At 57.6% G+C, this 21190-nt stretch carries 21 protein-coding genes and 2 rRNA genes; 11 read left to right on the forward strand and 12 right to left on the reverse strand.

Annotation, left to right across the window (positions count from 1 at the left end):
* Window positions 1-28: 28 nt before the first annotated feature.
* Complete coding sequence (locus tag AC1Z24_RS19940; protein WP_483742346.1) at window positions 29-1108, forward strand: ABC transporter ATP-binding protein; 1080 nt, start codon at window positions 29-31, stop codon at window positions 1106-1108.
* A gap of 41 nt (window positions 1109-1149) precedes the next feature.
* Here AC1Z24_RS19940 and AC1Z24_RS19945 read toward each other — a convergent pair whose 3' ends face one another.
* The 4 genes from AC1Z24_RS19945 to AC1Z24_RS19960 all read right to left on the reverse strand — a co-directional run bounded on the left by AC1Z24_RS19945 (window position 1150) and on the right by AC1Z24_RS19960 (window position 5175).
* The gene (locus AC1Z24_RS19945) at window positions 1150-2049 is read right to left on the reverse strand and encodes an alpha/beta fold hydrolase (protein ID WP_483742347.1); all 900 of its coding nucleotides are present in this window, start codon (window positions 2047-2049) and stop codon (window positions 1150-1152) included.
* A gap of 92 nt (window positions 2050-2141) precedes the next feature.
* Entirely contained in the window at window positions 2142-2753 is a 612-nt protein-coding gene (locus AC1Z24_RS19950) for a TetR/AcrR family transcriptional regulator (protein ID WP_483742348.1), read from the reverse strand.
* A 71-nt stretch (window positions 2754-2824) separates the two neighbouring features.
* On the reverse strand, window positions 2825-3784 hold the full coding sequence (locus tag AC1Z24_RS19955) for a methyltransferase (protein WP_483746672.1): 960 nt from the start codon (window positions 3782-3784) through the stop codon (window positions 2825-2827).
* Window positions 3785-3813: 29 nt separating this feature from the next.
* Window positions 3814-5175 (reverse strand): iron-containing redox enzyme family protein, encoded by a 1362-nt coding sequence (locus tag AC1Z24_RS19960; protein WP_483742349.1) that lies wholly within the window; start codon window positions 5173-5175, stop codon window positions 3814-3816.
* A gap of 119 nt (window positions 5176-5294) precedes the next feature.
* Here AC1Z24_RS19960 and AC1Z24_RS19965 point away from each other — a divergent pair, with 119 nt between their 5' ends.
* Both AC1Z24_RS19965 and AC1Z24_RS19970 read left to right on the forward strand, forming a co-directional pair.
* Window positions 5295-7304 (forward strand): DKNYY domain-containing protein, encoded by a 2010-nt coding sequence (locus AC1Z24_RS19965; RefSeq protein ID WP_483742350.1) that lies wholly within the window; start codon window positions 5295-5297, stop codon window positions 7302-7304.
* Window positions 7297-7590: a hypothetical protein gene (locus AC1Z24_RS19970; protein ID WP_483742351.1), complete on the forward strand. Its 294-nt coding sequence runs from the start codon at window positions 7297-7299 to the stop codon at window positions 7588-7590. The genes AC1Z24_RS19965 and AC1Z24_RS19970 overlap by 8 nt, the downstream gene beginning before the upstream one ends.
* On the opposite strand, the gene AC1Z24_RS19975 is transcribed toward AC1Z24_RS19970, so the two are convergent.
* Window positions 7587-7817, reverse strand: coding sequence for a hypothetical protein (locus tag AC1Z24_RS19975; RefSeq protein WP_483742352.1), 231 nt, complete (start codon window positions 7815-7817; stop codon window positions 7587-7589). The genes AC1Z24_RS19970 and AC1Z24_RS19975 overlap by 4 nt on opposite strands.
* A 347-nt stretch (window positions 7818-8164) precedes the next feature.
* On the opposite strand from AC1Z24_RS19975, the gene AC1Z24_RS19980 reads away from it, so the two are divergent.
* Entirely contained in the window at window positions 8165-8326 is a 162-nt protein-coding gene (locus AC1Z24_RS19980) for a DUF2986 domain-containing protein (protein ID WP_483742353.1), read from the forward strand.
* Window positions 8327-8341: 15 nt separating this feature from the next.
* On the opposite strand, the gene AC1Z24_RS19985 is transcribed toward AC1Z24_RS19980, so the two are convergent.
* Window positions 8342-9271, reverse strand: coding sequence for a LysR family transcriptional regulator (locus AC1Z24_RS19985; RefSeq protein WP_483742354.1), 930 nt, complete (start codon window positions 9269-9271; stop codon window positions 8342-8344).
* Between the two features lie 228 nt (window positions 9272-9499).
* On the opposite strand from AC1Z24_RS19985, the gene AC1Z24_RS19990 reads away from it, so the two are divergent.
* The 4 genes from AC1Z24_RS19990 (at window position 9500) to AC1Z24_RS20005 (ending at window position 12970) form a co-directional block, all read left to right on the forward strand.
* Window positions 9500-10936 carry an NAD-dependent succinate-semialdehyde dehydrogenase gene (locus tag AC1Z24_RS19990; RefSeq protein ID WP_483742355.1) on the forward strand — a complete coding sequence of 479 codons (1437 nt, stop codon included), beginning with the start codon at window positions 9500-9502 and terminating at the stop codon, window positions 10934-10936.
* 10 nt (window positions 10937-10946) lie between these two features.
* On the forward strand, window positions 10947-11285 hold the full coding sequence (locus AC1Z24_RS19995) for a carboxymuconolactone decarboxylase family protein (RefSeq protein WP_483742356.1): 339 nt from the start codon (window positions 10947-10949) through the stop codon (window positions 11283-11285).
* Window positions 11282-12283 (forward strand): NAD(P)H-quinone oxidoreductase, encoded by a 1002-nt coding sequence (locus AC1Z24_RS20000; protein WP_483742357.1) that lies wholly within the window; start codon window positions 11282-11284, stop codon window positions 12281-12283. The genes AC1Z24_RS19995 and AC1Z24_RS20000 overlap by 4 nt, the downstream gene beginning before the upstream one ends.
* A gap of 117 nt (window positions 12284-12400) precedes the next feature.
* Complete coding sequence (locus AC1Z24_RS20005; protein ID WP_483742358.1) at window positions 12401-12970, forward strand: manganese catalase family protein; 570 nt, start codon at window positions 12401-12403, stop codon at window positions 12968-12970.
* On the opposite strand, the gene AC1Z24_RS20010 is transcribed toward AC1Z24_RS20005, so the two are convergent.
* The gene (locus tag AC1Z24_RS20010) at window positions 12947-13804 is read right to left on the reverse strand and encodes an NAD(P)-dependent oxidoreductase (protein WP_483742359.1); all 858 of its coding nucleotides are present in this window, start codon (window positions 13802-13804) and stop codon (window positions 12947-12949) included. The genes AC1Z24_RS20005 and AC1Z24_RS20010 overlap by 24 nt on opposite strands.
* A gap of 335 nt (window positions 13805-14139) precedes the next feature.
* Here AC1Z24_RS20010 and AC1Z24_RS20015 point away from each other — a divergent pair, with 335 nt between their 5' ends.
* On the forward strand, window positions 14140-14475 hold the full coding sequence (locus tag AC1Z24_RS20015; protein WP_483742360.1) for a hypothetical protein: 336 nt from the start codon (window positions 14140-14142) through the stop codon (window positions 14473-14475).
* A gap of 9 nt (window positions 14476-14484) precedes the next feature.
* Here AC1Z24_RS20015 and AC1Z24_RS20020 read toward each other — a convergent pair whose 3' ends face one another.
* Window positions 14485-14667, reverse strand: coding sequence for a DUF1289 domain-containing protein (locus AC1Z24_RS20020; RefSeq protein ID WP_483742361.1), 183 nt, complete (start codon window positions 14665-14667; stop codon window positions 14485-14487).
* 2 nt (window positions 14668-14669) lie between these two features.
* Complete coding sequence (locus AC1Z24_RS20025) at window positions 14670-15026, reverse strand: hypothetical protein (RefSeq protein WP_483742362.1); 357 nt, start codon at window positions 15024-15026, stop codon at window positions 14670-14672.
* A gap of 249 nt (window positions 15027-15275) precedes the next feature.
* Here AC1Z24_RS20025 and msrA point away from each other — a divergent pair, with 249 nt between their 5' ends.
* On the forward strand, window positions 15276-15782 hold the full coding sequence (gene msrA, locus AC1Z24_RS20030; protein WP_483742363.1) for a peptide-methionine (S)-S-oxide reductase MsrA: 507 nt from the start codon (window positions 15276-15278) through the stop codon (window positions 15780-15782).
* Window positions 15783-15797: 15 nt separating this feature from the next.
* Here the strand turns inward: msrA and AC1Z24_RS20035 are convergent, their stop codons facing one another.
* Window positions 15798-16718 carry an AraC family transcriptional regulator gene (locus AC1Z24_RS20035; protein WP_483742364.1) on the reverse strand — a complete coding sequence of 307 codons (921 nt, stop codon included), beginning with the start codon at window positions 16716-16718 and terminating at the stop codon, window positions 15798-15800.
* A gap of 86 nt (window positions 16719-16804) precedes the next feature.
* On the opposite strand from AC1Z24_RS20035, the gene AC1Z24_RS20040 reads away from it, so the two are divergent.
* Window positions 16805-17770 carry an oxidoreductase gene (locus AC1Z24_RS20040; RefSeq protein WP_483742365.1) on the forward strand — a complete coding sequence of 322 codons (966 nt, stop codon included), beginning with the start codon at window positions 16805-16807 and terminating at the stop codon, window positions 17768-17770.
* Between the two features lie 151 nt (window positions 17771-17921).
* Here AC1Z24_RS20040 and rrf read toward each other — a convergent pair.
* Both rrf and AC1Z24_RS20050 read right to left on the reverse strand, forming a co-directional pair.
* Window positions 17922-18037: ribosomal RNA gene (gene rrf / locus AC1Z24_RS20045) — 5S ribosomal RNA — on the reverse strand.
* Window positions 18038-18180: 143 nt separating this feature from the next.
* Window positions 18181-21074 (reverse strand): 23S ribosomal RNA (locus tag AC1Z24_RS20050).
* Window positions 21075-21190 lie beyond the last annotated feature (116 nt).

The following is a 21190-nucleotide window of genomic DNA, read 5'->3' on the forward strand; positions in this document are numbered from 1 at the left end:
TGGGTCCGGCATAGGGTGTTCTCTCGATATGGCAACCGTAAACATTCAGCAACTGCGCAAGAACTACGGCGCAATACCGGTATTGCACGGCATTGACCTGAACATTGCCGACGGTCAGTTCGTCTCGCTCGTCGGCGCCTCGGGCTGTGGAAAATCAACCCTGCTGCGCATGATCGCGGGCCTGGAGTCGGTGACGTCCGGCGCCATAGAACTCAATGGTCGGGTCATCAACGATATCTCGCCCAAGGACCGGGACATCGCCATGGTGTTCCAGAACTACGCCTTGTATCCGCACATGACGGTGGCGCAGAACATGGGCTTCAGCCTGCACCTGCGCAAAGAGTCGCCGGCGCGTATCGACGCAGCGGTAAAGGAAACAGCGGCCATGCTGGGCCTGTCGAACTACCTCGATCGCTATCCCAAGGCGCTGTCCGGCGGGCAGCGTCAGCGGGTCGCCATGGGCCGCGCCATCGTGCGTCACCCCCAGGTATTTCTGTTCGACGAACCGCTGTCGAACCTGGACGCCAAGCTGCGGGTGCAGATGCGCATCGAGATCCGCACCCTGCAACGCAAGCTGGGCACAACAGCCATCTACGTGACCCACGATCAAATGGAGGCCATGACCATGTCCGACCTGATCGTGGTCATGAACGCCGGTCGCATCGAGCAGGTCGGCGCACCCATCGAAGTCTATGACCGGCCGGCCAATTTGTTCGTCGCCACCTTCATCGGCTCACCGGCCATGAACCTGCTCGAAGGCGTACTGGAGCACGATGAAAGCACTTCGTTCATCAAAGTGGGCAGCCAGCAGATTGCATTGGAACGGCGCATCGACCTGGCCGCCTCAAGCCCGGTCGTCATGGGCATTCGCCCGGAGCACTTGACCCTGGCAGCCGTACCGGAGACAGGATTTTCGCTGCCTTTTACGGTCGACCTGATCGAGCCGACGGGCGCGGAAAGCCATGTCTACGGACGCTGCGCAGAGACGCCAATGGTGGCATCCCTGTCGCGCCGGGACGATCTCAAGCTGGGTCAGGCAATCCAGTTGCGCGGCCGCTGCGAGCATATCCATGTGTTCGACAAGGCCAGTGGCGCGCGGATGGCTTGAGCCTCGCTGATCCCGCCAAGGGAATAGGGAACACGGGCCCCCTATTCCCCTTGTTGCTTGCCGAGGAAATCCACCAATTCGTCGGCTATGCGATTCGCGGCTTCTTCCGGCAGGTAATGTCCGGCGTTGCGCACGACGTCACCCCGCACGTTGCTCGCCAGCCTCTGCAGGGCGCTGACCATATGCTCCCCCAAGCCGCGCTCAGCACCCAACGCCAGCAGCGGAATGTCGAGCGGTGTTTCAGCGCGCAGGTGGTTCGCGGCAATGCCTTCAAGGGAAAATGCAGACTGGTAATAACCGGTCACCGCGCGCAACGCGCCGGGAGCCGCCAACTGGCGGGCATACAGGGCAATATCTTCGGCGGTGATGGTCCAGGGCTGCAGCGACTTGGCGCGAAACAGCCAGGTGAGAAACGCCTCTTCGCGTCCTGCTATCAGCACTTCGGACAGGCCATCGAGCTGGTTGAACGCAAAATGCCAGCTGCGCCGATTGGCTTCGTCAATCGACAAGTCGGTGCGGGGCGCCGAAAGTCCAGGGATCAGGGCATCGAGCAGCGCCACGCGACGCACGTCCGGGCGCCAGTCTGCCGCCCAGGCATAGGCCATCCAACTGCCCACGTCATGCCCCACGACATCGATCGGCCCGTTATCCAACAGCCCGGTCAACTGGGCAAACTGATGCAATTCAGCGGCAACGCTGGCTAGGTCATAGCCACTTGCGGGCGCGTCACTCTCGCCCATTCCGCGGGGATCAATCGCGATCACTCGATGACCGGCCGCCACCAGTGGCGGCATCACGTAACGCCACGCGTACCAGCTCTGCGGCCAGCCCGGGATCAGTACAACGGGCGGGCCTTCGCCCCCCTCGACGTAGTGAATATTGACCTCATCGACCCGCGCACTGGCATGGCGAAACTGCTGCCAGAAGTTCGTCTGCTGCATGAATCGGCACCGACACGGTCGGGTTGTTCCGAGCGAATATTCATAACGGCCTCCCATATATGGAATTGATCATTTCCTAATTGATTAAAATGTTACTCAAGCAATCGCATCAATTCGGCCACCACGCCTTGCATGTCCTCTTCCCTTGAACCGGTTTTGCCCAATACCCGCATACCCTGCTGAAGGGCCAGCAGCATTTTTGCGAACATGGCTGCATTCAGGTCGCTGCGTACCGAGCCGTCGCGCTGCGCGTCCTCGATGAGCCGCAAGAGTTGCACTTCACGCCTGTGCTGTTGGGCCGCGATCAAAGCGGCCACCTCGGCGTCGGCCAGGGCAAGCTCAACGGCAGTTTCGATGACCAGGCACCCGGTGCGCCCGACCGCTTCACCGCTGAGCCACGCATAGTGTTTGAGCAGGGCTTCGATTTTGTCTCGCCCCGTGTATTCGCCGGCCAGGCAAGCGCTGATAGCCTCCCCGCGCAACAGCATGTAGCGATCCAACGCCGCCAGGAACAGCCTGCGCTTGTCGCCCCAGGCCTTGTAGATACTGCCCGACGTCAAGCCAAGGCATGTGTTCAGGTCCGAAATCGAGGTGCCGTGGAAGCCATACTCGCTAAAGCGCGTGATGGCCTTGTCCAGCGCCGCGTCGGTATCAAACTCGCGGGGTCGGCCGGGGCGAACAGAGATGTCTGATTTTTTGCTCATGGACGAAGTATAGGAAATAATCGTTTCCGAATAAAGAGCCTATTCACAATTCGTCCATTGAGCTGGATGGTCTACACCTGTGCCCTTCTGGTGACGGTCAATACCACGGCGGCAATCCTGTCAGCCTCGCGGTAGGTGGTTGTCTCCAGTTCTTCGCCGAACACGTCAGGGTCCATCTCGCGATAGGTCCAGGCCAGGTCGGCGGTGTCGATCAGCGGCCGCGCCTGTTCGAGGAACAGATCAATGCCATCCACCGAAGGCGCGCCGGTATACAGCACCAGGCTGCCGCCGGGGGTCAGCCGCTTGATGGCCTGTTCGAGGATGCGCACCGACAACTCCGAGCCCAGTTGCTCACCACCATGGCGATAAGCACGTTGCTGCGTGTCCTGCATATACGGCGGGTTGGCGACGATCAGATCGAAATCGCCTGTGGTACCGGTGAGGATATCGCTGTGATACACCGATACATTCGGCGCGCCCGCCAGTGAGGCGTTGACTGCAGTAAATCGCAGCGCGGTGGGATTGATGTCCACTGCCAGAACATTCGCGTCCCGGCGTGCCCTGGCGATAAGAATGGCGCCCACGCCACTGCCACAACCGATATCTACCGCCGCGTGAATCGGACGCGCAGTGGTACGCAGATGCTCTTCGATCGCCTGAGCGAAGCGATAGGTATCCGGGCCAAAAAACACCGAATCATTGGCCAGCGTGGGGAAACTCGAGTGGACGAACAACAGGTTATCCAGGCTCGACCAACGCACATCACTGACCCACATTCCCGCGTGAACGCGCAATACCCCACTGTCGAGCAGCGCCTTCAATTCCTGCTCAGGGAGCAAGTCATTGTCGAACGGGCGGTTCCAGCCGAATACATCTCTGAGCGAGCGCGCGACGCGGTTTTCCTCCCGCGCATTGACCCGTTGATGGGTCAGCGGTGTCACCGTGACGAATCGATAGCGCTCGGACTGCAGATACTCACCGAGCTGGAGCAAAGCCAGATCATGGGTTTCCTCTGCTAGGTCGGCATCCATGAGGGCCGGATCAATCATATGGGTCCGGTTCATCGGGTCAGGCCTCCTTGAGCAAGCTGCCGGGCATAGGCTCTGGTAGCGGCCAGGCCTTCGGGCGTTGGGTGGGAATCCGGAGCGATCAATGCGATGAGCTGCTCAATGGGCAGCGTTGCAACCTGGCTCGGCTGCTGCGTCGCCATTGCACTGTTACGTCGACGAAAACGTGCGCGAAACGGATTGGTGGCACGGCCTGGCTCATTGTCCTGCCAGTCACCGGCAATCCAGTCCTTGAGCAATTGCAGTTCATAGCCATTGAATACGCCGAACATTACCGCTCCCGGACCGTCGACAAGCTGCCAGAAACGGCTGTCCTGAGGGTCCTGATGACGCTTGATCCAGCCCTTTTGTTCCAAGGCGACGAGCAGTTGCCTGCTTTGTCCGGGCGTGGCCAGCCAGTCATTGATGGTGCGACCTTCCAGTCGGCAATAATCGGAATGCATGTGCTGACCAAAGGTGCTCTTGGCTTCGAGCATGGCGATAACTTCATGCTCCAGATCAAACGAGTGGATCACCTCGGTGGAATTTGCGCCGAGGTCATTGAGCAAGTAGCCGTTACGCAGCCGGGTGAGGAAATCGCTCCTGTCGGCATCACTGGGCAACAAATCCATGACGGCCTGAACAGCCTTGTACGCATGGCCGGAGCTTGCATTGTCGATGGTTACATGCAGGGTGAAATAGTAGGGATCAATGCCCAGCTCACTGAGTTCAAAGGCGGTAATCAGCAAATGCAGGGGCAGTTGCTCATAACCGAGGTTATAGCCCAGGACCTCAGGCAGGAACTCATCGGATAAACGCCCCAGCGCCAGTTGAATGGTACCTTGCAGATAAAGGACTTCATCGAGCAGGGTATTGGGCGCGCAGTCGTGCTCGCTGAGCAGATTGCGGTACAACAGCACATGGTTGAGTGCTGGCTCACCGTCGCCCAACTCTTCAAGATAGGTGCGAATCAGACCGTGATAGCGCCAGTCATCGGCATGCTTTACCGTGCCGTACAACCACGCGCCATCGACCAGTTTGCTCGGCGCAACCTGCTGCAGGAAATACAGGGCTTGAGCCTTGTTGCTGAAGAATCTGCGCCCGCCGCCCGCGTGGCGCTCCTGCAGGTATTGCGCATAGCGCTCGGCCACGGACTGACTGTTGCCAGCGACCCATTCGGGCAATTGCGCGAGGTCTGCCGGGAGGTCGCAGGGCAGCGCTTTCGCGACCAGCAGTTGCTGCTCAAGAAAGCCGCGTACGGCATCCGGCGCGGTCTCGGCAGGTGTGCGCAAAAGGCTGGTATAAAGCGACGAAACAGCGCTTGCGGGCTGATACGTAGTGGCAGAGCGTTCGGCAAAAAGCTGTAAAGACGTCATGGCGGACCTACTGACTTTTCTTGATATGTAGGTCAGAGGCAAGGCGGTCGGGATAATTCAAAAGAGTTGAAAACGGGCCGATGACCAGTAGTTTCATCGTGAATACAGAGTCCCACGATATGAGAGAAACACACACGGATACTGCCGATTGGGAACCCCTGAACCTTGAGTGGCACCAGGGTTTCGCCTTTCTCGACGGTGCATTACTGGGCGACAGTCTTGCACCCGATGTGTACATCATCCTCAACCCGGCGGGACTGTCGGCCAGGGAGACCGCTCAACGCGCCGCTGACGGGCGCTATCCCGCGTCGCCTTTGCTGCCCGGTCAGCCGCTCTGGCGCCATCGCGCCAACCCACAGCTGCTGCGTGATGCGCGGCAGGATTACTACCTGCTTCCCGGATACCTGGTGCGCCATGGCTATCAGGTGCTGCATGCACTGCCGTTTCGCTTCAACAAGGGACTGGAAAACATCGGCTATCACTACTGGCGCGATGAAATGTGCGCCTATTGGTTCGCTGATGACTCGATCATCGAGATTGCATCTGCAAATCCCGGTGGTCTTGCCCTGCTGGAGCCCTCCCCGTCCTCGGTGAACGCAGACTCGGCGATGTTCAGTGATGGCGTGAAGGTATTTCTGCACGGACAATTCCTCGCCAACGCCACGTCCCGGATTCGCTATTGCAATCACCCGGCTTATCGAGTGATTGACGATCAGGTCTGTCGAGGATTCCAGCCACTGCATCAGAAAGACGGTACGCCGCTCACCATCGCCAATCCCCAGGGTTTCCACATGCTCGCCGATCGCTGGGCAAGCGATGGCCAGTCCATCATCGTGCAGGCACAGCAAGGCGCAAGCATTGCTTACGAATACTTCTATCGTATCGACGACGCCGATCTGGCCACCTTCAGTGTGCTCAACCAGCGTTACGCCAAAGACCGGCAACGGGCCTATTACCTGACCGGCAAGCGCATCCGCTATGCGGGCGATTTCCATCTGCTGACGTGCTGGCAACCAGCGTTCGACGAGGGTGGCCGGGTGGTCAGCGCCAGTGAGTACGAGGATGAATTCTTTGCCGTAGACGACCGCTTCGTTTACGCCGCCGGGACCCGCCTGCGCGGTGCCCATGGCCCGAGCTTCCGGCATCTGGGCTTCGGCTATTACCGCGATCAGCAACATGCCTATCTGCGTAACAAGCGCCTGGATGTAGACGTGGATAGCTTCGTGGTGACCCAGATATATCAACCTGAACAGGATTACTCGCCAGTACTGGTGGGTGACCGACACGGCCCGCTGGGCTCTTGCGGGGTCATCGATGCGGCGATGCAGCAGGCCTGGGCGCCGTTCTTTGAGGCACACCCGCATCTACACGATTATTGGTGGCACCGCTTGCCGGGGTCGCAATTGGAGACGCAGCCGTTGCGCGCCCTCGGTCTCGGTTTCGAGCTGGGCCATCAGGTGCATTTCCATGGCCGCCCAATCAATGGGCTGGACGCGGCAACCTTCCAGCTGTTGGACACTCATCTGTGCGGCGATGCCAATGGCCTGTACCTGATCCCGTTCCATAACGCCGAAACCGACGTGCCGGAACAGTTTTCGACAGAGTCTGCCGAGCACTACCGCTCACTGGGTGCGCCTTACCTGACGGATGGCAAACAGGTGTTCTGTCACCGGATTTTCTACAATCCGCCGGAACCGATTCGCAAGGCCGACGCCGCCACCTTCGAATCATGTGGTCATGGCTGGGCCAGGGACAGGCATGCGGTCTACTACTTGGGCGAGGCAAAGAAGCGCCTGAACCCGGCAGATACCCGCATCCTCGGCACTTACGCCATAGGCCCGCAAGTGATTCTGGCGGATGGCAAGCCGCTGGATGTAGCGTTCAACCCGGATGAAGTACGAGTACCCCATCCGCATTTTCTGCAATTGGGTACGCGCAAGCTGTTCTGTGGTCGCCGCCCGCTCAGCGCCAAACGCATAGACCTGGCCACCCTGGAGTTTCTCAGTGAGCGCCATGCCCGGGACAAACATCGCCTCTATTATTACGACGGTTATGCAACTTTGAGCGAAGTGGACGAAGCGCACTATCTACAGGCCTGTGAAGCGCAGGAGGGCAAGCAGAATGGATGAACGCCTGGCATTGCTCAGAGAAAGGATCGGCGCCGCCGTGGCATCCAGCGGCTGCGATGAAATCATCTATAAGTCTGAATGGCTGGGCTACCTGCCTTTCGGCGTTTATCACTGGATCGAACACCTGGGCCGGGACCTTTCCAGTGACTTGCCCGGCGATTGGACGCTTGAGGATCTGCTCGCTCTTGAGCAGGCAGGCTTTCTGCACCGTCTCGACGCCTGCCAGAACCCGGAAGATGAGTTTGATCGGCAGATCAGGTATCGGGTGGATATTGAGCGCACCTAGCCAAACGCATTCATCGAGCCCAACGAATGCAGGATCGACCTGACCGTCAGCACAGCTGCAATTACCAGCACGGCCAGAATGCCAAGCACCCACTGCGCGGTCCTGGACAGCAGCGGCGGCCGTGGTTTGGGCGTGGAGAACTTCAAGGCTTCCAGCCCTTCGGCGCAACGAGGGCAAGGCATGCTGTCGACAAATACCGTGACCCCGCATTGATTACAGACTCTCATGGCAGCGACTCTGAAAAGGCTTCGCCCCCCTGTATAGCGCAAAATGCTGCTGCCAGAAACTGACACTGCTGCAGCTAGAGTGAGGCCTCTCATCTCAAACAGGTCCTGTCATGAACTTTGCGTCCGTTCGCCTCGTTACCCAAAAATTTGAAGAGCTTGTCCATTTCTACCAAGAGCTCATACCGCTTTCGCGAATGAATTCGCTCCCACAGAGTCTCTGTGATTCAGTAAGTTGCGCGTTGTTTGATGAGAGCTCATTCCAATTCAGCTAATTGCCACAGCCATTTCGTCTGGTCCAATATTTCCAAGCTGATATGATCAAGGCATGTACACGCCGAGTTGAAAACATGAACCGCCGCAAAAAAATAAACCAGATATTGAAGGCCAACGCCAAAAAGGCTAACGCCAAACTGGCACCGAAGAGCAAGCCTCAATACATCAGCAAGGCTGACCGACTGAAAATCGCCGCTGAAGCCGCTCCCGAGGCGATCGTAGCCTGCGAGAGCTGATCGGTCTGGCGATGCTCAAGCATCGATAAGTTCTTGCGCAATTACCGCCAGTTGCCCGCCCACACGCTCTTTCAGCGTCTCGATAAAACGGGTGATTTTGGCGTCTACAAATTGCCGGGAGGTGTAGACAGCGTAAACATTGCGCTCTTGGGTATGGTAATCAGGCAATACCCGGACCAGCCTTCCTGAACGCAAATCATCGATGGCCGAGAATCCCGCCAATAAACCAATCCCGGCCCCCTCTCGCACGGCAACCGCCATAGCGTCCATGTCATTGACACTGAAACCGGGCCCCGTCGGTACGAACGTGCTGCTGTCCGTGCGGCTTTTCAGTTGCCACTCATCTCGCAGGTAATCGACCGTACTGAGCAACAGGCACTGGTGATCGGCCAGCTCTTGCGGCTGCATGGGCGCGGCATGCCGGGCCAGATATTCAGGCGATGCAACCAGCACACAGTGACTGACCCCAATCTTCTGACTCACATACGCTGAATCCGGCAGCGCCCTGGCGATCAGAATAGAGACGTCCAACTGGTCTTCCAGCAGGTTCGGCATGCGCTGGGACAGTCGCAGATCCACCGTAACGTCCGGAAAAGTCCTGCGGTACTCAAGGACTGCACAAGTCACCAGATGACGGGCCAGGCCCGGTACGCAGTGCACGCGCAGCGTTCCCCTGGGCTCCAGCAGTGCATTGCGAGCCTCCGCTTCGGCGTTTTCAAGGTCCGCCAGGATCGATGTGCAGCGCTCATAAAACCGTCGGCCGGCATCGGTCACCGCAAGACGTCGGGTCGAGCGCTGCAACAGGCGCGTGTTCAGCACTTCTTCGAGCGCGGAAACAGCCCTTGAAACGTTGCCGACAGTCGAATCGAGATGATTTGCCACCGCAGTGAAACTGCCCATTTCGACGACTTTTATGTACACCGACATATTTGCAAACTTGTCCATCAACAGCGTCCTTGAGGCAGGTTTCCATGTCGTTTGTCGAACATGGGCACCTCATGATGGCGGTTGACACAAGTGGACTGCAAGGCACCTGGCAGAGGGATATTTCCTTTGGCCACAACAATCATTCCCTCCCCTGCGGCTAAATCCCCGCCTTCCTTCTCCATAGACTGAGCTCCATAGACAGCCACCATCGTCGCTGTCACATGACAACCACTGAAGGCCAACGCTATGAATACGCCATACGATCCGCTTTACCTTTTCATTGGTGGTGAATGGATCAGCGCTGAAGGTCGCGACACCGCCGCCGTCATCAATCCGGCGACCGAACTCGAAATAGGCCGGGTCCCGCTGGCCACCGAGAACGATCTTGATCACGCCCTGCAGACTGCGCAACAGGGCTTCCAGACCTGGCGCCATACCGTTCCGGCCGAACGGGCCAAGGTCCTTAAGCGTGCCGCTAACCTGATCCTGGAGCGGGCACAGCACATCGCAACGCAGATGACACTGGAAGAAGGCAAGCCACTGACCGAAAGCCTGGATGAAGTCACCCGTGCTGCCGAGTATTTCGAATGGTTTGCCGAAAGCGCACGACGCATCGATGGTCGTGTCGTGCCAGCCAACCGCCCCGGTGTACTGCAAATGGTCAAGCGCCAGGCCATTGGTCCGGTAGCCGCCTTCACACCGTGGAATTTCCCGGCGATCACACCGGCGCGCAAACTCTCGGCGGCGCTGGCAGCAGGTTGCAGCGTCATTCTCAAGCCCGGTGAAGAAAGCCCTTCCACCGCATTGGCACTTGCTCGCGCCCTTGACGATGCGGGCTTGCCAAAAGGCGTCCTGCAGATTGTTTTCGGTGTACCGGACCAAGTCTCACGCCATCTGATCGCCTCACCCATCGTACGCAAAGTAACCTTTACCGGTTCGGTGCCGATCGGCCGCCTGCTGTCAGCACGAGCTGCAGAGGGCGTCAAGCCGATCACCCTGGAGCTGGGCGGTCACGGCCCGGTACTGGTATTTGATGATGCCGACGTCGCCAAAGCGGCAACGGAAGGCGTGGCGAACCGCTTTCGAGGGACTGGCCAGGTCTGTATCTCGTCCACCCGCTTCCTGATCCAGCGCGGCGTTTACGCAGAGTTCGTCAATTATTTTGTCGCGGCGACCAACGCCTTGAGAATCGGCAATGGTCTGCTTGCAGATAACCAGGTCGGACCACTCGCCAACCCCAGGCAACTGGCCAAGATGGAGGAACTGATCGCGGACGCCATCGCCAAAGGTGCGCGGGTGCTTGCCGGTGGCAGACGCCTGCCGGGTGAAGGCTTTTTCTTCGAACCCACAGTGCTCACTGACGTGCCGATGGACGCCAGGGTCATGCACGAAGAACCCTTTGGCCCCATCGCCATACTCATGCCATTTGACGCCCTGGCAGATGGCCTGATCGAAGCCAATCGCCTGCCATACGGCCTGTCCGCCTACGCCTTCACCTCTAATGCACGAACCGCCATTGATGTCGCCGACGGCCTGGAGGCCGGCATGATCGGTATCAATCAGTACCGCATCGTCGCGACCGAATTGCCCTTCGGCGGCATGAAGGAAAGTGGTCACGGCTCTGAAGGTGGCGTTGAAGGCATAGAACACTACCTGACCCATAAATTCATCAGCCAGATCTGAGGGCGCTGTCATGTCGAACCTTGATTTTACAAGCCCACGCGAGGCTGCCAGAGCCTTTACCCCGAAATTGGCACAGCTGGTTGATTCGATGCTCTTCCCGCAGATCTGGAGCGATCCAGCACTCTCACCCCGTGACCGCAGCCTGATCACCATTGCGGCACTGATTGCCGCAGGCCACTCGGAAGAATTGCCAGCGCACCTGCGCCGCGGGGTAGGCAACGGCCTCAGCCATGAGGAAATTGCCGCCGCAATCACTCACCTGGCGTTTTATGCAGGCTTTCCAGCAGCAATTACTGCTTCCGCCGTCGCCAACGCCACCCTCAACCAGACACTGAGCACCCAACCATGAAAGCCATTGCTATTGAAACGTTCGGCGACGCCGATGTCTTGCAACTGAAAGATGCGCCCAACCCCGAAGTGCGCCCTGCCGACCTGTTGGTGCGGGTCTACGCCGCAGGCGTCAACCGCGCCGACCTGACCCATCGTACCGGCGGCTACGGCCGACCGAATTTCGGTGACTCGACGATTATCGGGCTCGAGATCGCCGGTGAGGTAATCGCCAAAGGCAGCGAGGTTATCGGTTATGAAGTCGGGGATCGAGTGATGGGCGTCGTCGGCGGTGGTGCCTATGCCGAGCTGGCGCGTATCGACTACCGCATGGCCATGCCGATCCCGGCCCAGCTGGATTATGTGCACGCGGCGGCAATTCCCGAAGTCTTCGTTACAGCCCATGAGGCCATGATGCACCTGGCCAGGCTCAAGTCCGGCGACTCAGTGTTGATTCATGCTGCGGCGGGCGGTGTGGGCTCCGCAGCCGTGCAACTGGCCTACGCCACAGGCGCAACCGTTTATGCGACCACCGACGGCAGCAAGTTGGCGCGCGTCGAGCATCTGGGCGCCGATGTCGCCATTGATTACAAGACCACGGACTTCGCCGCAGTCATTGCCAGCAATACCCACGGCCGAGGGGTAGACGTCATCATCGACTTCGTCGGTGCCCCGTACTTCGCACGCAATATCGCTTCACTGGCCAACGGCGGCCGACTGATCCAGGTCGGTATCCTCGGCGGTGGCGGCGAGGTCAATCTGCAACTGGAACATATCCTCTATCGCCACCTACAGATCATCGGCACGGTCATGAAGTCCCGCACTCAACCGCAGAAGCACGCCATGATCAAGCGTTTCCGCGAACATTGGCTGGAGCGGTTTGCCGGGGCAGGCAGTCTGGAGCCGGTCGTCGACAGCACTTTTGCTCTTTCCCGAGCAGCCGATGCCCACCGCCGGATGGAGTCTTCGGAAAATGTCGGGAAAATCATCCTGACGATGCAGCCTGAGGATCTGCTTTAAGTCACCGGTAGCCCCATGACGACCGCTCAGCGATACTCGGGCATCGAGATCGAACTACGCGGATCGTCATCGGTCTCCAGATAGATGGCCTTAGAAAACGTGCCAAAGGAGCCAGGCATGACCTCATCATCAAAAGAAATCCAGCCATCAAGCGCGAGTTTTTTTGATCTGCTGCTGGAGCAGTTCAAAGGAAGCGATGGTGAGTTGCCTACAGCAATCGCCTATCTGACTCAGGCGTCCCGCGAGGATAATCCTGGCCGCAAAGCAAGCCTGATCCGTATTGCCAGGGCAAAACTAAGAAACGCCGATATCGTAGCCTCCATCCTTCTCCAGATTTCAAAAGGAGAATCCAACCAGCTATTGACCAGAGTCAATCGCCGAGAGTTTGAAACCTTCCTGGCGCGTAACGGTGTCAATGCTGAGCAATATGCCAAAGGTCACCATTGGCTGACAGACATGGTTAATTCAGAGGCCCTGCGCGAGACGCAAAAGAACCGCTTCAACACGGATCCCACGAAGTATCTGCAAGCCAATATCAGCACAGAGGAGAAACAGATATTCATCTATAAACAACTTGTGGAAATGACCCGTGACCGCAACTTCATCTCCGCATTGAATTACGTTCAGGCCAGGCAGACTCAGCATAGAGATGACTTCGTTGAGCTATTGCAAAGGCTCACACGCTGATTCTTTAAATACGATCGAATGCGCCAGCGTCGCGAGCACCGACCAATCCTTGTCACCCAGCCCTTGCGCAACAGCAGCGTCCATTCTGTTGCCCACCACGCTGGCAAAAGGTAGTGACAATCCCTTTGCCCCGGCAGCGTCCATTGCCAGCCTGACGTCTTTGAGCCCCAGCGCCAGTTTGAATCCAGGTTCATAGCTGCCCCTCACGATGTTCTGCCCATAGCGCTGATAACTGGCGCAGGCGAACAGGGTCTGCGTGACCAAATCGATGAACGTTGCAGCGCTGAGGCCATAGCTTTGCGTGAGGTGGCTCGCTTCGGCCAGGGCTTCGATGGCCTGGGTGATCATCATGTTGCCGGCGATTTTCGCGATGCAGGCCTGTACCGGCTGCTCGCCAAGGTGCCAGGTCTTTTTCCCCAACACGTTAAATAGCGGCTGCACCTGGTCAATGGCCTTGGCAGGTCCGGCGGCCAGGATATTCAGCTCGCCCTTGGCAGCCACCGCAGGTATGCCGAAAACAGGCGCGGCGATCAGCAGCACACCGGCAGCGGCATGTTCTATCTCCAGTTGCGCCATGAGCGCGGGCGACAGTGTCGACATGACGATATGGATGCAGCCCCTGAGAGCAGTGGCCAATGCCCCGGTATCGAGCAACACTTCGCGTACAGCCTGGTCATCGGCAAGCATGCTGATGACTACCTGCTGCTCAAAAGCCGCCTGCGCAGTCTGCAGCTGGTTGACCTGCCCCAGCCCGCAAAGCGCTGCGGGGCTGCGATTCCACGCGCTTACCTGATAGCCCGCCTGAACGAGGCACGGGATGATCGCGCGACCCATGCTCCCGACACCGACAAATCCGATATTCATAAATAGCCCTCTGCCTGCCACATAAAACGATATGGCCTTGATTCTGTCGTGGCCGGGCTTGCGACGGGACTGTCATTACTGAATCTTCAGCGTTCATTTTTGTACGAGGCCAGCCAGTTGATCACCCTCCAACTATTGGATAGGGCTGGCAAACGAATAATGAATAGGGTTGAAGAGATGGCTGTCAAACAATCTGAAAGCGCTGCTGCCCCGTCGATTCATGGGCGGCGCACGCATACCTGGCTTTGATTGCGGGTCAGGACATGTCGAGGCTGATGAGGTATCGGAAGGCGGGATTCCACCATGTGTCGATCAATGTGGGCATGGACATGCCCCCCTTCGACACAGTCGTGCGCACGCTCGCCAGCTTTAGAAGCTGGCTGGCTCACCATCAGCAAGACTATGTGCTCGTGTCCACCACGGACGACATCTACAGCGCGCGTAAACATCACAAGCTGGCGATCTCTTTCGATCTCGAAGGATCAAATATGCTGCGCCAGACCCCGCCATGGTCGAACTTTTCGCCAGCCTGGGCGTTCGGCAGCTATTGCTCGCCTTCATGCGGGTTGCCAAATCGACCTTGCCAGCGCCGCACGTCCCCCGTTCGATCTGACACCACGCTCTGCGTTAGCCACAGCTGAGCGGCGCAACTACCCCTGCACTTTCTTCAGACCTTTCAAGCGGATTGCTGCCCGTTGCGCAGCGACCATTTTTTCCGGCCGCTTCATGCGCTTCCAGTTCCTGATGTCCTCCTTGCTGCGCCCGCAACTCACGCACAAATCACCACTCAACTGGCAAACCGAGATACACGGGTTTTCTATTTCTTTTGCCATTCTCAATAACCTTGTGCGAGACGCTTTTGCCAATCGCCACCGTGACTGCGTTGACACTCTTGCTCTGAGTCGAAGCGAACATTGCGCTCTGACGGAGTCAGTTCAATGTCGGCCTCCTGCAACGCGATGGCGGTCAGCTCAAGGATGCGCGCCTTGGCGTTAGCTTCGGCGAGTTGCTTTTCGGCCTGGGTTTCGAACACCCAGATGACCTTCAGGGACTCGACGAGCGAGGTTGTACTAGCCGTGTGGGTGAGCCAGACAAAACCCTGGATTTCAGCCTTCGCGGTTTCGCACGCCTCGGTGAGCGTTGCGATCAACCGACGCTCGACCCGTGCCAGTTCACGTTTACCTGGGGGCATTGAGGACTCCTTTACAGACAACGATGGGGCGGCGTGAGCTTGCGCACCAACCCGCCAGACGTGCAGGCCGTGATGATAACGTCCCCCTGCCCGAAACGATATCCGACCTCGCTGCGCGGCCTTCAGCACAATGAAGGCCTGACCTCTCGCGTACGGATAGCCAATGTTTACACACTCCAGCCTTGGAATCGCCCAACCCGCCCTCATAACATCAGCCATACCCAACGTCCCCGAGGGGAAGGACAGACCATGACCAGCCAAACCGAAACCGCCATCCTTGCCGGCGGCTGCTTCTGGGGCATGCAGGACCTGCTGCGGCGGTACCCCGGCGTACTGCACACCAGGGTCGGCTACACCGGTGGCGAGGTGGAGAACGCCACCTACCGCAACCACGGCAACCACGCCGAAGCCATCGAGATCGTCTTCGACCCGGCGGTCATCAGCTATCGGCAGATCCTCGAGTTCTTCTTCCAGATCCACGACCCGAGTACGCCCAATCGCCAGGGCAATGACCGCGGCCCCAGCTATCGTTCGGCGATCTATTACCTCAGCGAACAACAACGCGACATCGCCGAAGACACTGCCGCCGATGTCGACGCGTCGAAGCTGTGGCCGGGCCGCGTAGTCACCGAGATCGAACCGGCAGGACCGTTCTGGGAAGCCGAACCGGAGCACCAGGATTACCTGGAACGCATCCCCAATGGCTACACCTGTCACTTCATCCGGCCGAACTGGAAGCTGCCGAAGCGGGCTTGAGGCCAGAAGTCAGCGTTAGTTGTCCCCGCCACGTCGATATTGCCCCGGCGCCATTCCGTGAACGCGACGGAACGCGACACCAAAGGCGGCGTCCGACAGATAGCCCAATGACGCCGCCACGCTGGCGACGCTGTCCAGGCCATTGCGCAAACGGGACGCCGCCACGCGCATGCGCCAGCGCGTGGCATATTCGACGGGGGCCTGCCCCGTCCGCGCCTTGAACAACGCGGCGAATGCGGATCGCGACATACAGGCAATCTGCGCCATTTCCGTCAGCCGCAACGGCTTTTCAGGTGCGCCATGAATGGCCCGCAGCACTCCGGCGATGACCGGGTCCCGCAACCCTCCCAGCCAGTGCAGATCGGCAGCGTCGGCGGTGCTGATGTGATGGCGCAATGCATGGACGAAGATCAGCCGAAGCAGGTCGTTGCACATCGCCTGCGCGCCCGCCTGACTCGACTGCCACTCGCGATCCAGCTCATCGAGCAGCAAACCGAAGGACGACGCGCCAGTAGCCTCAGCGCGGATGATAAGCGCAGGCGGCAGCACATCGAGCAACTCCACAGCACCTGGGCCGCCCAAGGAAACGCTGCCGCCCAGTAGTTCGACGTCGTCTCCCACACCGAATATCGCCGACGCTTGCGACCGGGAAAACACCTCGGAGGCATTTACCGCTTCCACGTCCGGTCCGCTGGACAGGATGAATGGCGTGCGCGAGACCACAAAACAGTCTCCCGCCCGCAGCTGACAAGGCGCCATGCCGTGCAAGCGCAACCAGCACTCGCCGCGTCGTACCACATTGAATTTCAATTCGATGGGCCGCAAGCGCAATGCCCACACTCCTCCCGCCTGCAAACGCACGGAGCAGGCAGCTCGAAGCCCGGACAGCGCAAGGATATCGGACAAAGGATCAGCGGCTGAATTTTGGATGATCACGACAGAAAACCGGATTTATCAAACTGGTTCATCCATACAGCTTAGAGAAGAATTCACCACTTCGATACCTGACCGGGAGAGTTCTGATGACGACGCCGCAAAAACCCATCCACAGCCATTTCAACGCCGACAGTACCGCTGACCAGGTCATGGCAGGTATTGACCTGCACGGCACACTTGCCATCGTCACGGGCGGTTATTCAGGTATCGGTCTGGTCACCGCAAAAAGCCTGGCAGGTGCAGGCGCGCGGGTCATCGTACCGGCCAGGGATCCGGCGCGGGCGCAAGCCGCCCTGGGTGCAATTGAGGGCGTTGAAGTGCTGGAGATGGATCTGCTGCAGCCCGCGTCGGTTAAGGCCTTCAGCCAACGTCTGATCAAGCGCGGGCAGGCAATCTCGCTACTGATCAACTGCGCCGGGGTCATGGCCGCGCCGCTGAGCCGGGATGCCGACGGACACGAAAGCCAGTTCGCTACCAACCATCTCGGTCATTACCGCCTGACCTGCGGGCTGTGGCCGGCACTCGTCGCGGCGGACACGGCGCGGGTGATTTCAATGTCGTCGCGTGGGCATCAAATAGCCGGGGTGGATTTTGACGACATAGACTTTATGCGCCGCCCCTATGACAAGTGGCAGGCTTACGGTCAATCGAAGACCGCCAACGCCCTGTTCGCCAAAGCACTGGACCAACGCGGACGTGATCAGGGTGTGCGGGCATTCTCCCTGCATCCTGGGCAGATCCTCACCGATTTGGGGCGCCATCTGAGCGCTGCCGAGATAGCCGCCTTTGACGTGCTGGATGAACAGGGACAGCAACGCCTGGACCCGCAGAACGGACTCAAGACCCTGGAGCAAGGCGCCGCAACGGGACTGTGGTGCGCAACCAGTAAAGCGCTGACGAACCTTGGGGGCGTGTATTGCGAAGACTGCAATATCGCCCCGCTCAGCACCCCCGAGACGGGGCGAAAAGGCGTTGCGAAATGGGCTGTGGATCCTGAGCATGCGCAACGTCTTTGGGCCGTATCGGAGCAATGGACGGGGATGACCGTTTGAAGCCGTGGGTTACAGGAGGCTTTTTACTGGCGACAAGATGGCAAGCACCGCCCTTGATGCATCAGCGAGACCTCAACCCTGCGCATCTCATCTTTTTCCCGCACGAAAACAAAACCCCATTTGCTTTCGCAAATGGGGTTTTGGAATTTAATCTTGACGATGACCTACTCTCACATGGGGAAACCCCACACTACCATCGGCGATGCATCGTTTCACTGCTGAGTTCGGGATGGGATCAGGTGGTTCCAACGCTCTATGGTCGTCAAGAAATTCGGGTACTGACTCGTGACCAGATGGCCTCGCTTCAGCAAATCGGGTATGTGATATCGGTATTTGTAAGTCGCAAACTTTCGGTTTGAGCGTCTTCATACACCGCAACTCGCTTCTTAAGCAAATTGCTTGGGTGTTATATGGTCAAGCCTCACGGGCAATTAGTATTGGTTAGCTCAACGCCTCACAGCGCTTACACACCCAACCTATCAACGTCGTAGTCTTCGACGGCCCTTCAGGGAACTCAAGGTTCCAGTGAGATCTCATCTTGAGGCAAGTTTCCCGCTTAGATGCTTTCAGCGGTTATCTTTTCCGAACATAGCTACCCGGCAATGCCACTGGCGTGACAACCGGAACACCAGAGGTTCGTCCACTCCGGTCCTCTCGTACTAGGAGCAGCCCCTCTCAAATCTCAAACGTCCACGGCAGATAGGGACCGAACTGTCTCACGACGTTCTAAACCCAGCTCGCGTACCACTTTAAATGGCGAACAGCCATACCCTTGGGACCGGCTTCAGCCCCAGGATGTGATGAGCCGACATCGAGGTGCCAAACACCGCCGTCGATATGAACTCTTGGGCGGTATCAGCCTGTTATCCCCGGAGTACCTTTTATCCGTTGAGCGATGGCCCTTCCATACAGAACCACCGGATCACTAAGACCTACTTTCGTACCTGCTCGACGTGTCTGTCTCGCAGTCAAGCGCGCTTTTGCCTTTATACTCTACGACCGATTTCCGACCGGTCTGAGCGCACCTTCGTACTCCTCCGTTACTCTTTAGGAGGAGACCGCCCCAGTCAAACTACCCACCATACACTGTCCTCGATCCGGATAACGGACCTGAGTTAGAACCTCAAAGTTGCCAGGGTGGTATTTCAAGGTTGGCTCCACGCGAACTGGCGTCCACGCTTCAAAGCCTCCCACCTATCCTACACAAGCAAATTCAAAGTCCAGTGCAAAGCTATAGTAAAGGTTCACGGGGTCTTTCCGTCTAGCCGCGGATACACTGCATCTTCACAGCGATTTCAATTTCACTGAGTCTCGGGTGGAGACAGCGCCGCCATCGTTACGCCATTCGTGCAGGTCGGAACTTACCCGACAAGGAATTTCGCTACCTTAGGACCGTTATAGTTACGGCCGCCGTTTACCGGGGCTTCGATCAAGAGCTTCGCGTTAGCTAACCCCATCAATTAACCTTCCGGCACCGGGCAGGCGTCACACCCTATACGTCCACTTTCGTGTTTGCAGAGTGCTGTGTTTTTAATAAACAGTCGCAGCGGCCTGGTATCTTCGACCGGCATGAGCTTACGGAGCAAGTCCTTCACCCTCACCGGCGCACCTTCTCCCGAAGTTACGGTGCCATTTTGCCTAGTTCCTTCACCCGAGTTCTCTCAAGCGCCTTGGTATTCTCTACCCAACCACCTGTGTCGGTTTGGGGTACGGTTCCTGGTTACCTGAAGCTTAGAAGCTTTTCTTGGAAGCATGGCATCAACCACTTCGTCATCTAAAAGATGACTCGTCATCAGCTCTCGGCCTTAGAATCCCGGATTTACCTAAGATTCCAGCCTACCACCTTAAACTTGGACAACCAACGCCAAGCTGGCCTAGCCTTCTCCGTCCCTCCATCGCAATAACCAGAAGTACAGGAATATTAACCTGTTTTCCATCGACTACGCTTTTCAGCCTCGCCTTAGGGACCGACTAACCCTGCGTCGATTAACGTTGCGCAGGAAACCTTGGTCTTTCGGCGTGGGTGTTTTTCACACCCATTGTCGTTACTCATGTCAGCATTCGCACTTCTGATACCTCCAGCAAGCTTCTCAACTCACCTTCACAGGCTTACAGAACGCTCCTCTACCGCATCATCATAAGATGATACCCGTAGCTTCGGTGCATGGTTTGAGCCCCGTTACATCTTCCGCGCAGGCCGACTCGACTAGTGAGCTATTACGCTTTCTTTAAAGGGTGGCTGCTTCTAAGCCAACCTCCTAGCTGTCTAAGCCTTCCCACATCGTTTCCCACTTAACCATGACTTTGGGACCTTAGCTGACGGTCTGGGTTGTTTCCCTTTTCACGACGGACGTTAGCACCCGCCGTGTGTCTCCCATGCTCGGCACTTGTAGGTATTCGGAGTTTGCATCGGTTTGGTAAGTCGGGATGACCCCCTAGCCGAAACAGTGCTCTACCCCCTACAGTGATACATGAGGCGCTACCTAAATAGCTTTCGAGGAGAACCAGCTATCTCCGAGCTTGATTAGCCTTTCACTCCGATCCACAGGTCATCCGCTAACTTTTCAACGGTAGTCGGTTCGGTCCTCCAGTTAGTGTTACCCAACCTTCAACCTGCCCATGGATAGATCGCCCGGTTTCGGGTCTATTCCCAGCGACTAAACGCGCTATTAACACTCGCTTTCGCTACGCCTCCCCTATTCGGTTAAGCTCGCCACTGAAAATAAGTCGCTGACCCATTATACAAAAGGTACGCAGTCACCCAACAAAGTGGGCTCCCACTGCTTGTACGCATACGGTTTCAGGATCTATTTCACTCCCCTCTCCGGGGTTCTTTTCGCCTTTCCCTCACGGTACTAGTTCACTATCGGTCAGTCAGTAGTATTTAGCCTTGGAGGATGGTCCCCCCATATTCAGACAAAGTTTCTCGTGCTCCGTCCTACTCGATTTCATGACTAAGAGATTTTCGCGTACAGGGCTATCACCCACTATGGCCGCACTTTCCAGAGCGTTCCGCTAATCTCAAAGCCACTTAAGGGCTGGTCCCCGTTCGCTCGCCACTACTAAGGGAATCTCGGTTGATTTCTTTTCCTCAGGGTACTTAGATGTTTCAGTTCCCCTGGTTCGCTCCATACACCTATGTATTCAGTGTAAGGTAACCATCTTATGATGGCTGGGTTCCCCCATTCAGACATCTCCGGATCAAAGTCTGTTTGCCGACTCCCCGAAGCTTTTCGCAGGCTACCACGTCTTTCATCGCCTCTGACTGCCAAGGCATCCACCGTATGCGCTTCTTCACTTGACCATATAACCCCAAGCAATCTGGTTATACTATGAAGACGACATTCGCCGAAAATTTGCTTCTCTTTCGAGAACTCACAAATTTTACCTTAGCCTGAACAACACCAGTGAAAGTGTTCT

The sequence above is a fragment of the Pseudomonas sp. JL23 genome, from assembly GCF_056933585.1.